Here is a 16,060-nt window from a genome sequence, read left to right on the forward strand (position 1 = left end):
AAACATGATAGAACAAACCCACAACAATACAGCTAGTGAAATTAGTTCATCAATGACAGCCGATTTTAACCAAGCTGTGCAAGCGCCACTGAGTGAGCTAGCCAGGCAAACACAACATGTGTTTGTCACCGGTGCTGGCGGATTTTTAGGTACAGCCATTTGTCGATTACTGCGTTTGGCAAATATCAGCGTCACCGGCTATGCTCGGGGTCATTATCCAGAGTTAAGTCAAATGGGCGTAACTATGGTGCAAGGCGATATTGGCGATTATTCTCGCCTTAAAGAGGCGATGCACTGCTGTGATCTGGTCTTTCATGTCGCCGCTAAAGCGGGCGTTTGGGGCAGTAAAGACGATTACTTTCAAGCGAATGTGCAAGGTACAGAAAATATTATCCGCGCTTGTCAGGAGCTCGGCATTACCCGCTTGGTTTATACCAGCACCCCTAGTGTTACTTTTGCTGGCGTGGATGAAGCCGGTATTGATGAATCGCAGCCCTATGCAGATAACTTTTTAAATTACTATGCTGAGTCAAAAGCACTAGCAGAGCAGCTGGTCTTGGCGGCATCAACAGACTCTAATCAAGATGTTCAGCAAAATCAGTCGCTGAAAACCGTTGCCTTACGTCCGCACTTAATTTGGGGGCCAAATGATCCTCATCTTGTGCCCCGCGTCCTAGAACGTGCTCGTGCCGGTAAGCTCAAACTTGTCGGTAAAGAAGATAAACTTGTTGATACCATCTATGTTGATAATGCCGCCTATGCGCATATTTTAGCTGCTATTGCTTTGGCAAAACCTCAAGCGAATTGTCTTGGCAAGGCTTATTTTATTAGTAATGATCAGCCCATCACTATGGCGGCTATGCTCAATAACATTCTTAACTGTGCGGATTTACCGCCAGTTACAAAACGCGTCCCCAGTGGTGTTGCTTATGCCGTTGGCGCAACGTTAGAGTGGCTTTATACACTGTTGAATAAAAAACAAGAGCCTATAATGACGCGTTTTGTTGCCAAACAACTTTCTACCTGTCATTACTTTGATATCAGTGCCGCGAAAAAAGATTTAGGTTATATGCCGCTTATTAGCATTGATGCCGGCATGAAACAACTTAAATTATCTTTAGAACGTCGTTAGAAAGTCGCAAGTAAAGGCTTAGTTATCGTTAGCTATTCGCTAGCCAATTACCGAGCAGTTCGGCGTTTAATAAAATAGCATTAAATAAAAAATCATTAAGTAAAGTGAGTATCATGAGTAAAATTTACCATCATCCCGTACAAATATATTATGAAGATACCGACCACTCGGGTGTCGTTTATCACCCTAATTTTCTCAAGTATTTTGAGCGCGCGCGTGAGCATGTTATCGACAGTGATAAGCTGGCCACCTTGTGGCAAGAAAAAGGCTTAGGCTTTGCGGTTTATAAAGCAAATTTGATTTTTCAAGACGGCGTTGAATTTGCGGAAATTTGCGACGTGCGCACTAGCTATCAATTTGAGGGTAAATATAAGACCTTATGGCGACAAGAGTTATGGCGTCCTAATGCCAGCAAAGCCGCGGTTATTGCTGACATTGAAATGGTTTGTTTAGATAAACAAAAACGTTTACAACCTATTCCTGAAGAAATTCTTACGCCACTCTCTACCCGATAAAGCTACAAGTAAACTAGTGAGTAAGTTACAGGGGGCTATTTCAGCGCCCTAATAGGGTTCATGGGCGATTACGAACAATCTATTTAGCTTCCCTTAGCATTTATTGGTTTAATGTTTTTTAATGTAGAGCTAAATTTTCATAGATGAAAATATCAGGTGTGTACATGGGGGTTTGCTTTAATAGATTTGTATTGAGATAACTCCGCCCGAATTTACCACATTGTTGACTTTAACATTTGAGAACTTTCACTAAAATTTGTGTATGTTTTGATCTACAGCGGACATGGCTAAACAATCAAATTACACTGGTAGTTTCCCGATAGCGGACGTTCCCCATAGATAAAACATGAGGCTTTTGATTATAACTTTTGCAAATGAGTCGTTCAGCCTGCAAATCACCAGACACCCACTTAAAATAATTAATACCTAAGTTCAATAAATTGCAAATCACCAGACACCCACTCAAAATAATTAATACCTAAGTTCAATAAATCATCGTTTCTTATTTACATTGGGCCGAATTTTACTTTGATTTTTATGGTGTCGAAGAGGGTCTGCAAACAAATGCACAAAAACAGGTGTTTTACCCAATTTTGAAATCACCAGACACCCACTCAAAATAATTAATACATAAGTTCAATAAATCAACGTTTCTGATTTACATTGGGCCGAATTTTACTTTGATTATTATGGTGACGAATAGAATATTTATAACAATGCAAAAAAACAGAGAATTCATCAAATTAAAGGCACAACTAGCCTTAAGTAACTAATGTATCTAGATGAGTTATATGGATTATTAAGCAAGCAACTTTTGGCAAATTGACACCGTTGCGCGTTTTTTTAAGTGCTGATGCTCACAAAAATCCGTGAGTGCTTGCGCTCTACCCACTGCGCCATGGAAACACTGCCTAAATTGTGTAGTTAACACCAACCAGTTTTCGTGACTTATACCTAAGCGGGTTAATATTTCAGGTTGGGCTTTGTCAATATAACCGCGTTTATCGGCTCGAATACAGCGGCCGGTTAAATCAACCAATTGGATATAGTCACTTAATTCAAACGGTAAACCTGTAGGCATGTTCTTTCTTGGGTTACCGATAAAGGGCAGTAGTTGTTGGGCTTGTTGCCCTTTAATTTCGGCTTTTATCCGTCGTTGAATACTGGTGTAGTTTGATGTTTCTGGGGTTTTAGCACTCTTAGCTCTAATTGGATTTAAATCAACATAAGCCATACAAGCTATTAACGCGGCTTCATCAAGCAAGGCTTGAGATTTAAAACGTCCTTCCCAAAACCTGCCGGTACACCCATCTTCAAGATTGGCTTGTTTAGCGATAGTTTCATTTAAAATACGCATAAACCAACTGATATCCATCAAGCGCTGACGATAAACCTTGGCAGTTTCGTTTACAACCTGTTGTAAGGTGTCAATAAGTGGCTCACCCCGTAAATATTGTTGCGTTAGCAAGGTCCCTTTAAATAACTGATGCCAACGGCTAATCACTTCATGCATTGTCCATGACTTCGCTTGCTGCTCATCAATAAATAATACCAAATGGGTATGATTACTCATGACCGCATACGCACAGACATCAATTGCAAATCACCAGACACCCACTCAAAATAATTAATACATAAGTTCAATAAATCATCGCTTCTTATTTACATTGGGCCGAATTTTACTTTGATTTTTATGGTGTCGAAGAGGGTATGCAAACAAATGGACAAAAATAGAGATTTCATCCAATTTAAGGTACAACTAGCCTTAAGTGAGTAATGTATCTAGATGAGTTATACGGATTATTAAGCAAGTAACTTTTGGCAAATTGACATCGTTGCGCGTTTTTTTAAGTGCTGATGCTCACAAAAATCCGTGAGTGCTTGTGTCCTTCCCACTGCGCCATGGAAACACTGCCTAAATTGTGTAGTTAACACCAACCAGTTTTCGTGACTTATGCCTAAGCGGGTTAATATTTCAGGTTGATCTTTGTCAATATAACCGCGTTTATCGGCTCGAATACAACGACCAGTTACATCAACCAATTGTATATAGTCACTTAATTCAAACGGTAAACCTGTAGGCATGTTCTTTCTTGGATTGCCAATAAAGGGCAGTAGTTGTTGGGCTTGTTGCCCTTTAATCACTGCTTTTATCCGTCGCTGAATACTGGTGTAGTTCGATGTTTCTGGAGTTTTAGCTACCTTAGCTCTAATTGGATTTAAATCGACATAAGCCATACAAGCGATTAACGCCGCTTCATCAAGCAAGGCTTGAGATTTAAAACGCCCTTCCCAAAACCTGCCAGTACACCCATCTTCAAGATTGGCTTGTTTAGCGATAGTTTCATTTAAAATACGCATAAACCAACTGATATCCATCAAGCGCTGACGATAAACCTTGGCGGTTTCGTTTACAACCTGTTGTAAGGTATCAATAAGTGGCTCACCGCGTAAATATTGTTGCGTTAGCAAGGTCCCTTTAAATAACTGATGCCAACGGCTAATCACTTCATGCATTGTCCATGACTTAGCTTGCTGCTCATCAATAAATAATACCAAATGGGTATGATTACTCATGACCGCATAAGCACAGACATCAATCGCAAACACCTCACTTAATACCTGTAGTTTATCGGCGACCCAACCACGTCTATGCTCATAACTTTGCCCGGTGTGCTTATCTTCACCACACAGATATGCCCGCCGAACACAACGAGATACACAATGATAATAAGGCGTGTCAACTAAGCTTATTTGTTGTTTTCTTGCCGTGGCCATAATAACTCTCAATGGAAATTTATTGATTATTATTTAAGCATAGTCGAGTCACTCATTATTTCCATTTGAGTGGGTGTCTTTTAAATTATTTTAAATTATTAAATTATTTGAGTGGGTGTCTTTTAAATTAAGTTATATTATCGAACATTATTTAGTTGCTAACACCATAACCTTTGGTATCTAAGACACTTGAATTACTTAATAAAACCAGATATCTTTAGAATACACCAACCATTGTAATCATGAAAATTTAACAAGGAAAACTAACAAATGAAATTTTTAATTTTACCGCTGCTATTACTAAGTAGTACAGCATTTGCAGCAGAGCCTTTAACAAAAGTCGAAAAAGGTGAAGTTGAATTATTACTTGCAGAAGCAGCCAGTAAATTATTATACCTAGAGCGCGACTGTGGTAAGCCGATGGATGTTGAAAAATTTAAAGAATTAGCTAAAATCAAAGCTTTTTCAGAAGGTTATATGACTATTGAAGGTATCAGTTGGGAACGTGTTAAGAAAAAAGCACACCAAGGTTACGGTATGTTAAAAATTGAAGCGCCACTAGGCGAACTTTGTGATGATTATCGTGCACAAATTAAAGGTAATTATAGATTTTTAAAAGAGATTTAATGCGCTAAGAGTAAATATTAGCAAAAGAGCGGTAGTTTTAGCTCTTTTTTTTTGCCTAATTTTAAGCTTTGTCTTAGGGGGGGTGATATCAGTTGGCTATATTTTACTTTAGCTTTATTTAGTTAAGTTTTTACTAGCAGATTAAAAATAAGTCTTATCAAAGATATAGTTCAACCTTAAATAAATTTCACGTTGATTAGTATAAATTTGGTCATAGGTAGCATTGTGGGTTTTAGTTATTTTAGCTCCTAGCAATAAATTAAGCTGTTTGGTTAGTTTACGGGTATGGGTGAACTCTATTTCCACATCTCTTTCAAAAGCAGGTTCATTACCGAGAAAACGTTGGGTATCTCGTTTAGTACTGTCATATTTTATCAAAAGCCGATTACTTGTGCCCTTTGAACTACGGTGCTTTATGATGAAAGTAGAAAAATTTTCTAAGTAGAGCATTTTTTTATCTAACTGGTAATCTCTATATACATGTGACAACTCGACCTGAATGTCTTGGTAAATAAATTTAACTCTTGGCTTGAATTCATACATGGTTCCTAGTACTAAATTATCAGCATCGGCGATGTCGCCAACTCTACCATCTAAACCAACCGTTAACGGTGAGAAAGGTGATGTTTCAAAGTACCACTGTAAATATCGTTCATCGAACAGGGGAGCGTTGTCACCTAAAGCTAATGAAGCTTGATTAATTCTATTTACTGCCCGTTCCTTTATACGTATCCCAGGTCTAAAAACGGTTTGATAACTCCCTCTAAACTCGGCCCAAATATCGGCACTACGTTCTATTTTCTCACCTTTTTGTGAGTTTAATGCACTAAGTACTAAATAGGCCCTTCCTCTAGATTTTCCTTCATCTTGCTTAAATGTTTGAAAGTACCAGTTTCGACCATAGGCGATATTATAAAGTTTATAATCCACTCTTTTTACAAAACCTAGATCGGCTCTAAAATCAGCACCGACATCAAAGTAGTTGGCCCAAAATAACGTCTTTTGCCCGGTGTGTTTATACTTAATTTGTAAGGCATGATCTTCCAAGGTACGATCAGCATCAGCCCTGAGCACACTTGTATTAGTAGCACAGTCACCTAATAAACATTCTTGCTCAGGTGGAATTTCGGTACAACCGTTATCATTACATAGGTCTTCTGCAAAGAGAGTGGTGTAATTGCTTTTAGAATATGCTAGTTGGTATCTAAGTTTATCATCTATGCCTAAGTTGATTAGCCCGTCGGTAGAGATAAGAGTATTCTGGTATGAATTTCCTGACCTACTTGTTGCCAATACTCCGTAAGCACTGCCTTTGTTCGCGGTAATATAACGAAATGCAGCGGTTTCATTGCTAAAATCTGTTAACTCTACTTTTTCAGAACCTAGATTATCTGGCATAACCAAAGTAGTCTGTAGATCTTTCACCCATAAAATATTACCGCTCGCTTGTATACCTTCATGAGAAAAACTAGCGCCAAAGCTTGGTTCTATTAAATTTCGAGTGTATACCAGAGGTAAAAGCGTTGAATATTGCTCCATGCTCTCTTGAAAAAAGCTTCTTTTTTCTGGTTGAAAAACATTAAACGGGTTGTTGATACTGTCCCTAATGATATCAGCTTCAACTTCAGTGAAATTTGGATTAACAGTAATCGACAGTTTAGTCGCACTGGCTATTGTTAAACTGGTATCAAAACCCACATTAAAACTATCTTGATCAGCGACTTGTTTGAATTGTTCACCAAATTTTCTTTTCTGATTTGGATGGGCAATCGCATAACCTTTTAAGTTAAACGTTTTTTTTTGTTGAAAGAATTCTTCGAATGGCTCATCACTTTTTTCTGCTAATTGTTTTGCCTGTAATTCTGCGATGTTGGGCGGATGAATAATATAAACACCTCCCATAGTTCGGCTTATATTTCTTGGATAGCTACGTTTAAGAATAAGCATCCAGGTGTTTTTTTCATTGATATTAGCTTTGGGTTGTTTTAATGAATCAATAGGAATAGCAATTTCAACCAAATAACCCGTAGGAGTAATTTTAGCTGCAGCCTGCCATTCGGTATCCCAGTCATAAATATATCGATCACTGATGGTATTTTGCAAAATGTCTGATATAGAGCCGCTAGGGTTAACTCTAAATTCATATTTTCTTCTTAAATTTCCGGTAGGGTCAATAACAACTGAAATATAATCATCATTCTTAATACCGTCTCTTTCTCTTATGGCCGTTCTTAATTTTGAAACATCGGGGTCATAGGCATTAAAGGCAAAATAAACATGAGTGCTGGTAGTGCCTATTAATACATCGGTATCAACTACAGCCTTACCAAAACGCTCTGGATAAAGCTCCATCGTTAATTTTAGTACCTCAGATTTTGCCCAAAATGCATCCTTTAATTCACCATCAATCACTGGAGGGTTTTCTATCACGGATAAAGAGATAGTTTTAATGTTTTTAGGATCGAAGGAACGAGCTGCCGAATCGATAGCGTCCAGATCGTGTCCTGGCTCATCTTCAACAGCATAGGCCGGAAAAAAAGCTATAGAGGTGAGTAATATGCATTTGAAATAAAAAATAATGAATAATTTTCTTTCAATAAACAATTTTACCTCCTTGTTTCTTAATTTGTAGTTAACAAATGTTACTAAATAATAACAAAGTGTCAACAGTATATTACTTGAAATAAGGCTAAAGGGGATAAATAAAGCATTTTGGCTGGTAGCACAATACCCGCAGACGTAGAGTTCCACCTTTGAGTGGGTGTCTGCTATATTTCGTTTGAGTGGGTGTCTGCTATATTTTTTTGGCTGGTAGCACAATACCCGCAGACGTAGAGTTCCACCTTTGAGTGGGTGTCTGCTATATTTCGTTTGAGTGGGTGTCTGCTATATTTCGATATTTCGTTCCATTTACTAAATAATGACTCTTCACTAGAGGTAATCGACATACCGTTCCTTTACTCATAACGAGGTTGTAGAATAACTCGTTTATTATGAATCACCCCCTAAAATCGGGGTGGTAAATGCATTACCTATATAGAGTTAATCCTCTACAGTTCGATACAGGAGCACGAAATTTTAGTAGTTTTGGCGGAATTAGTTATTCTACAGCCTCAACGCCATTTTAAGCGGCAATTAATAGTGGGCTAAAATGTGTGAGAGACGAACAACAGCCCACTGTTAATTGTCCGTCTTGAAAATACTTATAGGCTTTTATTACACAAAAACGGCAGATAGGAATTCTAATATAGAATCGTGATTTCGATATAAGCTTAAGCCTCCCATAAAAACAGGGATCCCCCAATCAATTAGGTATATTCGCCCTAATTGAGCAAAATTAACAATTTTGATTTGTGACTTTAGCTGGTTGAGGGAATTTACATAGTTTGTTATTTCATCATTAGCTTTATTTACAATTCCATCTATTACACCAGCTTGGCTTTTTATTGCTTCAACAACAGAATCATCATCAGAGGTCATTTTACCTCTAATATACCCTAGTTGGTCTTGCACTTGTCTTGTGTATTTACTGACATCATTTAAAACGCTTGCAGCTGAACTATGCAAAATGGAATTAGCCTTTAAAACCCAAGACCTATGATCAATAGCTGCGTATACAATAAAAGAAATAAGCTCATATAATGCAATTACCGCAATTGCACCTATAGCTAATTTTGAAGTTGTAGCATCTTTAAAATCTATACCAAAGAATGTCCCAAATTTAATACCATCTACCGACAGCGCTATTCCAATAGAAGCAGCTATCAACAAATTCCTGCGAACTGTCCGTGTGCTCCCAGTGAATTGGTCACTTAATTTCTCGATTTTAAACTGAGTGTATTTATCTTCCATTGAACTCTCGAAAAGCTTAACAGCTTATTATGGAGCCGGCTCAGTAATGTCCGTTCCATAATTAAAATTTAATTTACATTAATGTCCCACAAATTCAAAGAATTAGAAACTACTGCAACCAATTATTTAATAAAATATAGGATGTTACTAAGCCCGCCCAGTAATACCCATCATAGAAAACGCTATAAATCACACTAAGATCAATCAAATAGACGTTTATTGGTGTTTTTTAGGAGTGTTACTGAGCCGGCTCAGTAACATGACATAAAATATTCATTAGAAAATATAGGACAAAAAACTTATTGCTAATGACGGCTTAGCGCACAAAGTGCCCCTTAAATAGAACTCTGTTAATGCAAGTTTTAGGCTCACAGTTGCCATTACAGCTATTAAACCCAGCGATAAGTTGACCCTAATAAAAATTCTATTTTAAGACTTCTATTCCACTTTCGCGGGCACATAGCGCCGTAGAAATAATATTAAAATATAAAAATTACTCGTCACTAAAATTAAGTTTGTAGTCATCATAAGGTTTGACTTTTTGGTTAATCGTTTGGCTGATATGGTTCAATATCTCGTGCTTAACAAATTCCTTCTATAGTACACATCAATATAACAAGTTGATAATTATCAACTAATTCATATCTAAATTCTTGTTGTTGACTTTTTTTTTAAAGTGTGGCTATACTTTGAATTCGAAATGTGAACGTTTGTTCGTGTTTATATTTGTTTATCTTTAGTGTTTATTTGGCCTAGAACAAAAAGAGAATTTAATATTTATAGGGTTGTTTATGGATTTTATTGATTTAGTCGTTATTGGTGTATATTTTTGTGTGTTAATAGGCATCGGTCTATATGCAGGCAGTAAAATAAAAAATGCTGAAGATTATATGGTCGCTGGGCGGTCATTAGGTTTTCCTGTATTACTAGGAACTTTGGTTGGTTCGGCTATTGGTGCTGCGGCAACATTTGGTAAAGCAGGTAAGGCCTATGAAGTAGGTTATGCGATATTGATTGCTACTGTTGCTTATGTCTTAGGTTACATTGTCCTTTGCTTTTTAGCGCCAAAACTTCAACAAGCTAAAATTGATACCATTCCTGGAGCATTGGAACGTCGTTTCGGCAAACCTATGCGTATTATTGCGGCTGTTGTTTTAGTACTTGCTGTTATTGCATTGTTTGGCGCGCAGTTAATTGCCATTGGCCTAACCGCAGAGGCGGTATTCTCTGATTTTGGTATAACGTTTGAGTACGCTGTTGTTATCGCAACTGTCGTCATTATTGTTTATACCCTTGTCGGTGGCTTATTAGCGGTAGCCTATAATGACTTATTTCAAACTATTATTATGTTAATTGGTGGTGGTTTACTCTTACCTATTTTTTTAACGATAGATCTTGGTGATCAGTTTAGCAGCGCGCTAGTTTCTCCTGCTATTGATTTTTTAGGAGGCATGCATTGGGGCTATGTACTGTCATTCTTTCCTATTTATTTCGCTTTTGTATTAATCGACCCAACTATTTGGCAAAGAATTTCAGCCTCTAAAAATAGTGCTGATTTAAAACCTGCATTTATAGCAACAGCTTGTATCTTTATGTTCTGGAGCTTAATTGTTGTCACACTAGGCGTAATTGCCTTTAATATTTTGCCTGACTTAGCTCATCGCGATAGCGTTATTCCAACACTCGTTTTGAATCATATGCCTCCTTTGGTTAAAGGCATTTGTTTAGCCGCAATTATGGGGATTATAATTTCGACTGCAGATTCCGCTCTTTTAGTTACTGGTACAACGGTTAGTACCGATTTAGTTAAAGTGCTGAAGCCTGAAATATCAGATAAACAACAGCTTCTTATTACTCGAATTACTATTTTTGTTGTCGGTATATTTGGCCTTATTTTTGCTCTACAAAAAAGCAATATCTTTGAAATAATGATGCTTTCTTTAGCCATTTTTGTTTCCGGTTTATTTGTACCTGTTATGTCTGCCTTATTTTATAAAAAAGCCACTGCAACCGCAGCATTAACTTCTGCCATTGTTGGCGCAGTCGTGCAGTTATCTGCTTTTTTTGCAAAAATGCAAGGTTACTTGCCCGAAGGTGTTGAGCCCATTTTATTAGCCTTGGTGAGTAGTAGTTTCGCCATGTGGTTAATGAGTCAACTTACCTATAAACCATCATTAGCTACCCAACCTTTGCTCATTAATCTTAAAGCTAAGTAGTGAGCTGGTTACTTTTATTTTCTCTCTGTTTGAATCAAATTATATCTGAGGACATCTGTTATGCCTGTTAAATATCACCTTGAAGGGAATGTTGCCGTTTTTACTATAGATAATGGCAAGTTAAATCTTTTTACCATGGAAATGCACGAACAATTTTATCGTAGTTATTTGCAATTTATGGATGACGATAATGCCAAAGTTGCTGTGCTTACTGGCGCAGGCGAAAACTTTAGTGCTGGTGACGATTTAAAAGAATCAGATACTGAGATAAAGTCACGAAAAAACTTACGCTGGGATGAGTTACTTCTTAATCAACGCAGAACTAAGCCGATGATCAGCGCCATCAATGGTTGGTGTTTAGGACAAGGTATTGTTTATAGCTTATTACTTACCGATATTCGTATTGCTGGGACCAGTGCTCGCTTAGGCTTCCCTGAAATAGCTTATGGCATGGGCGGTATTAGTGGTGCAACCCGTTTAGGAATACAAATACCCGCAGTACATGCGGCTTACTTAGCATTAACAGGGGAAAAAATTAACGCGCAGCAAGCTAAAGAATATTTTTTAGTGAATGAAGTAACCAGTGATGGAGAGTGTTTCTCCCGGGCGATGGAGATTGCTAATCAAATTGCCCGTCATCCACTTATCGCCATTAAAACTGAACTTGATGGCTTACATCGTGGTACTGAGCTTTCACGCTCAGGTGCTTTGCAACATGCTACCGAGCAATATATTAATCAACGTAAGTGGCACTTGGCAGCTGGTCATAGTGCAGTTGAAGATTTAAAGAATCGTTCAAGCAGTGAAAAAGGTAAAAAATAATGTCATTAGAAGCTGAATTACAAGCCTATTTCACTAAGAAGCAGCATATTGAAACGGGCATTAACTTCCCCGAGAATTTTCGTGAATTATTAGCTTTTGCTAATGAAAATTATGGCGATAAAACTGCCGTCAATTTTTTTGAACAAAAATCAGTAAAAGGTGTAGGCGTACAGTTAACCTTTGCTGAGTTGCATGATAGCGTTTATCGATTAGCTCATGGTTTAACACTGAAAGGTGTGAAAAAAGGTAGTCATGTTGCCGTTATGATGACTAATAGGATTGAATTTCCTATTACTTGGTTAGCACTTGCTGTTTTAGGCGCAGTAATGGTGCCAATTAATACCAGTTATACCGGTGAAGAACTGGACTATATAATTAATGACAGCGATGCTGAGTACATTGTTACTGAAGATAAATTTTTAACTGTGTTTGACGATATGACAGCAATGCCAGCAAGCATTACCGCTGCTCAAATTATTGTTGCTAGCTCTTTAGAGAACCCTCAAGACGCAGTTTTTCAGTCTTGGCATGATGTTTGTGCATCAGGACAGGCTGATTTTATTCCTGATTGGCCTTTGCACAGTACTGATTTACTCAATATTCAATATACCTCAGGCACCACTGGTTTTCCTAAAGGTTGCATGCAAACACAAAAATATTGGATATTACTTGGTTGTGTTGTTGAGTCGATGATGGACTATACCATTAATAACATTCTTACTGACCATTCGTTTTTTTACATGGATCCCCAGTGGCAACTGGTGATGGCACTGCATTGCGGTGCTCGCTTAAATGTAGCTGGGCGTTTATCCGCATCAAAATTCATTGAACGTATCAAAACCTATGATATTGAAATGGCGTGGGTCCCTAGACCATTACTTAGCCAAGCAGCATCACCTGAAGATGTTAACTTACCATTGAAAAAACTCTTTATCGGCGGTGCCAGTGCCGAGAACATTGTTAATTTACAACAACGTTTTGGCATTAAGGTAAGTAACGCCTATGGTATGACTGAAATAGGTCCTGGCTTAATTGTCCCTGAAGAAATTTCAGATGCTGATGTACTTGGCACTTGTGGCCTAATGGCACCTTTTAGGCAATGTAAGGTGGTGTTAGAAAACGGTGAAGAAGCTAAGCGTAATGAAGCGGGTGAGTTATGGATCAAGGGCGACGGCATTTTTAATGGTTACTATAACAAGCCAGAAGCCAATGCAGAGTCTTTTGTTGATGGTTGGTTTCGCACTGGCGACAAGTTTATTCAAACTGAAAAAGGTTACTTTAAAATAATTGGCCGCTTTAAAGATATGATTCGTCGCTCTAGTGAAAATATTTCAGCCATGGAAGTTGAACATGTTTTGTCACTACATCCCTTAATCGAACAAGCCGCTGTTGTACCTATAGCGGATGACTATCGTGGTGAAGAAGTTAAAGCCTATATCTTGTTTAGAAATGAAGATAAAAGATTATCGCCTGAGCAAGTTATTGCACACTGCCAAACGCGGTTAGCTGCGTTTAAAATACCTCGTTACATTGAGTTTGTAACCGACTTCCCTTATACACCCAGTAAAAAAATTGCCAAACATAAGCTTGTTGCTAATAACAAAAATGTGACTGGAAACTGCTGGGACAGTAAGCAATTAAATTAACCACTCTATCAATAACAATAACAATAAATAAAAATAAAAAATCAACAATAAATAAAATTATTATATAACAAAAAGGTGAAACACTATGAGGATTACAACAAACAATTTAACAAAAACTACGTTAGCGATAGCTATATCAATAGCATTAAGCACAACAATTAATGCCCAAGAGCAACAAAAATCCGATGATTATTCTGGCATAGAACGTATTAACGTTACCTCACAAAAGCGTATTCAAAGTATTCAAGAAGTCGGTATTGCGTTAACGGCATTTAATGGCGATTCATTGCGTGAGCAAGGTATTAATAACCCAACCGATATTGACAAGGTGATGCCTAATTTTTCCGTTCGTAATGTTGGTGGCGGTGGTGTTCCAGTGGTTATTATGCGCGGTATCGGTTTGCAAAACTTTAGAATTAACGACTCGCCAACTAGCTCGTTTTTTATTGATGAGGTTTACCAAACGTCAATAGCTTCTGCTGAATTTTCAATGTATGACTTAGAGCGTCTTGAAGTTTTAATGGGGCCGCAAGGCGGCTTATACGGTCGTAATACTATTGGTGGAGCTATTCAAATAATTTCAAGCAAGCCTGAAATCGACGGAGACTTTTCTGGTTATATTGATTTAGTTAGTGGTAGCTTTGAGTCAAAAGAGCTTGAGTTTGGTGTTAATGTGCCGATTTCTGATAAGTCAGCGTTAAGAATATCAGGTCGTGTTGATAGTAGTGGTGATAAAGATTATTACAGTATCCCAGATGATGTTCACCATGGTGCCTCAGAACGCTGGGGTTTAAGAATGCAATATATGTATCAAGCAACTGATGATGTGGAATTATTGTTTAAAATTCATGGCGGTGATGATGATACCGAGTTACCTCTGCAACGTGCGTTGGGTTTATATGCGAATATTGGTGATGGCACCGACTTAGGTGCTCCTAATGTTTCTTTAGGTTTGCTTAATGGCTTGTTTGGTGCTGGCTCTGCGGGTTTGTGTCAATCAATTCTTGATGGTAAGGGTAGCGATCCGACAACGTGTGCAACACTTACCGGTGTTACGCCTAATGATTATGGTTTAAATGACGATAATATTTATGATTCAGCCACCGGTGGGCGTTTATCGTATTTAAATAATAAGTGGTTTGGCGCTAGCTTAATTGCCAATATTGATTTTGATTTTGGTACCTTAACCAGTATTAGTGCTTATGACAGTATTGATTATTTCCGTTATATTGACTCTGATGCCACGATAATTGAATTCCAAGATGTAGAATATGGCTCTGACATTAGTTTTTACTCACAAGAGTTTCGTTTAACTTCTCCCGAAAATGATAGTTTTAACTGGGTTGTTGGTGCTAGTTACAGTCACGATAAAATTATTGAAGACTCAACGTTATTAGGTGGCGAAGGTATTTTACCGCTACTTTTTGGTGGCGGCACCTATTCAAAGCAAGATTACACTCAAGAAACCAGTGCTTATGCAGTATACGGGCATAGTGAATATGCCCTTGCTTCACGCGTTAATTTAGTGACTGAGCTTCGTTATACCAGTGAAACAAAATCGTTTATTGGTGGTTCAACTGTTGGTTTTTCAAATGGTGTTGAAGCGCCACTAGTTTATATCGATGATGAAATAGATTTTTCCGCATTTTCTGGAAAAGTTGGCTTAACGTGGCAGTTAGATGAGCAAATGATGCTATTTTCTAATATTTCTAGAGGCTTTAAAACGGGTGGTTACTTTGGTGGTTTTGCCACCGATGCTGATCAGCTTGCTCCTTTTGAAGAAGAAACTATATTAGCTTACGAATTAGGTTTTAAATCAGACTTATTCGACAATACGCTGCGCGTTAATGGTTCTGTTTTTATATATGATAGACAAGACGTGCAGTTAAATGCGGCTAACCCAGATGACGTTATTAAAATTGCTCGTTTAACCAATATTGGTGATGTTGATACTCACGGTGGTGAGTTATCAGTAATTTGGGCCGCCACCGAAGATTTAACTTTTCAGCTTGGTTTAGGTTATACCGACGCTAAAATTTCTAAAAGTGATTTTACCGTTAACTCTGTGCTTCCTTTATTAGGTAGTGCGCGTTTAGAGGGTTTAAACTTGCCTAATTATTCCAAATTTAGCAGTAACTTTTCAGCACGACACGAGCATGAACTAACGGATAACTTACAGGGTATGTTACAGCTTGAATATAGCTACCGCTCTCAGCAAGATTTATCACTAATTACTAACCCAGAGATAGAAACGGCTATTTTTCAAGAGCCAGCAGTGTCACTGGTTAATGTGCGGTATCGTATCGGTGATGCTAATGAACAGTGGAGCATAATGGCATACATCGATAATGCACTAGATGAAGAGTATCGTTTAGAAGCTCGTGGTGATGGTTTATTTGGTGTACGTGAGCGTTATGCACTTGGCAGAACGGCAGGGCTTAAACTTACCTATAACTGGTAACACGTTAACGT

At 37.9% G+C, this 16,060-nt stretch carries 11 protein-coding genes; 7 read left to right on the forward strand and 4 right to left on the reverse strand.

From position 1 onward, the window contains the following. Window positions 1-4: 4 nt before the first annotated feature. Complete coding sequence (oleD, locus tag MTCD1_RS03775; RefSeq protein ID WP_082606513.1) at window positions 5-1,132, forward strand: 2-alkyl-3-oxoalkanoate reductase; 1,128 nt, start codon at window positions 5-7, stop codon at window positions 1,130-1,132. A gap of 113 nt (window positions 1,133-1,245) precedes the next feature. Beyond that, a complete protein-coding gene (locus MTCD1_RS03780) occupies window positions 1,246-1,647 on the forward strand; it encodes a thioesterase family protein (protein ID WP_057181225.1) in 402 nt (133 codons plus the stop codon). A gap of 799 nt (window positions 1,648-2,446) precedes the next feature. On the opposite strand, the gene MTCD1_RS03785 is transcribed toward MTCD1_RS03780, so the two are convergent. Further along, window positions 2,447-3,220, reverse strand: coding sequence for a transposase (locus MTCD1_RS03785; protein WP_088568903.1), 774 nt, complete (start codon window positions 3,218-3,220; stop codon window positions 2,447-2,449). Window positions 3,221-3,450: 230 nt separating this feature from the next. Continuing rightward, complete coding sequence (locus MTCD1_RS03790; protein WP_057181224.1) at window positions 3,451-4,425, reverse strand: transposase; 975 nt, start codon at window positions 4,423-4,425, stop codon at window positions 3,451-3,453. A 270-nt stretch (window positions 4,426-4,695) separates the two neighbouring features. Between MTCD1_RS03790 and MTCD1_RS03795 the strand changes: the two genes are divergently transcribed. Continuing rightward, on the forward strand, window positions 4,696-5,052 hold the full coding sequence (locus tag MTCD1_RS03795) for a hypothetical protein (protein ID WP_057181223.1): 357 nt from the start codon (window positions 4,696-4,698) through the stop codon (window positions 5,050-5,052). A gap of 141 nt (window positions 5,053-5,193) precedes the next feature. Here the strand turns inward: MTCD1_RS03795 and MTCD1_RS03800 are convergent, their stop codons facing one another. Next, the gene (locus tag MTCD1_RS03800; RefSeq protein WP_057181222.1) at window positions 5,194-7,656 is read right to left on the reverse strand and encodes a DOMON domain-containing protein; all 2,463 of its coding nucleotides are present in this window, start codon (window positions 7,654-7,656) and stop codon (window positions 5,194-5,196) included. Between the two features lie 612 nt (window positions 7,657-8,268). Next, window positions 8,269-8,904, reverse strand: a complete 636-nt coding sequence (locus tag MTCD1_RS03805) for a hypothetical protein (protein WP_057181221.1) — start codon at window positions 8,902-8,904, stop codon at window positions 8,269-8,271. Between the two features lie 791 nt (window positions 8,905-9,695). Between MTCD1_RS03805 and MTCD1_RS03810 the strand changes: the two genes are divergently transcribed. From MTCD1_RS03810 to MTCD1_RS03825, 4 genes are all read left to right on the forward strand, one after another. After that, the gene (locus MTCD1_RS03810) at window positions 9,696-11,120 is read left to right on the forward strand and encodes a sodium:solute symporter family protein (RefSeq protein WP_057181220.1); all 1,425 of its coding nucleotides are present in this window, start codon (window positions 9,696-9,698) and stop codon (window positions 11,118-11,120) included. Window positions 11,121-11,180: 60 nt separating this feature from the next. Then, the gene (locus MTCD1_RS03815) at window positions 11,181-11,942 is read left to right on the forward strand and encodes an enoyl-CoA hydratase/isomerase family protein (RefSeq protein ID WP_057181219.1); all 762 of its coding nucleotides are present in this window, start codon (window positions 11,181-11,183) and stop codon (window positions 11,940-11,942) included. Further along, the gene (locus MTCD1_RS03820; protein WP_057181218.1) at window positions 11,942-13,588 is read left to right on the forward strand and encodes a class I adenylate-forming enzyme family protein; all 1,647 of its coding nucleotides are present in this window, start codon (window positions 11,942-11,944) and stop codon (window positions 13,586-13,588) included. Before MTCD1_RS03815 ends, MTCD1_RS03820 begins: the two co-directional genes overlap by 1 nt. An 85-nt stretch (window positions 13,589-13,673) precedes the next feature. Next, window positions 13,674-16,049: a TonB-dependent receptor gene (locus MTCD1_RS03825; RefSeq protein WP_057181217.1), complete on the forward strand. Its 2,376-nt coding sequence runs from the start codon at window positions 13,674-13,676 to the stop codon at window positions 16,047-16,049. Window positions 16,050-16,060: the final 11 nt, after the last annotated feature.

This window comes from Colwellia marinimaniae (genome assembly GCF_002207865.1).
GTDB lineage: Bacteria > Pseudomonadota > Gammaproteobacteria > Enterobacterales > Alteromonadaceae > Colwellia > Colwellia marinimaniae.

Bases quoted from the DNA above. Each gene is read 5' to 3' on its own strand.
- oleD (WP_082606513.1), top strand. From the start codon at position 5: ATGATAGAACAAACCCACAACAATACAGCTAGTGAAATTAGTTCATCA.
- MTCD1_RS03780 (WP_057181225.1), top strand. From the start codon at position 1,246: ATGAGTAAAATTTACCATCATCCCGTACAAATATATTATGAAGATACC.
- MTCD1_RS03785 (WP_088568903.1), bottom strand. From the start codon at position 3,220: ATGAGTAATCATACCCATTTGGTATTATTTATTGATGAGCAGCAAGCG.
- MTCD1_RS03790 (WP_057181224.1), bottom strand. From the start codon at position 4,425: ATGGCCACGGCAAGAAAACAACAAATAAGCTTAGTTGACACGCCTTAT.
- MTCD1_RS03795 (WP_057181223.1), top strand. From the start codon at position 4,696: ATGAAATTTTTAATTTTACCGCTGCTATTACTAAGTAGTACAGCATTT.
- MTCD1_RS03805 (WP_057181221.1), bottom strand. From the start codon at position 8,904: ATGGAAGATAAATACACTCAGTTTAAAATCGAGAAATTAAGTGACCAA.
- MTCD1_RS03810 (WP_057181220.1), top strand. From the start codon at position 9,696: ATGGATTTTATTGATTTAGTCGTTATTGGTGTATATTTTTGTGTGTTA.
- MTCD1_RS03815 (WP_057181219.1), top strand. From the start codon at position 11,181: ATGCCTGTTAAATATCACCTTGAAGGGAATGTTGCCGTTTTTACTATA.
- MTCD1_RS03820 (WP_057181218.1), top strand. From the start codon at position 11,942: ATGTCATTAGAAGCTGAATTACAAGCCTATTTCACTAAGAAGCAGCAT.
- MTCD1_RS03825 (WP_057181217.1), top strand. From the start codon at position 13,674: ATGAGGATTACAACAAACAATTTAACAAAAACTACGTTAGCGATAGCT.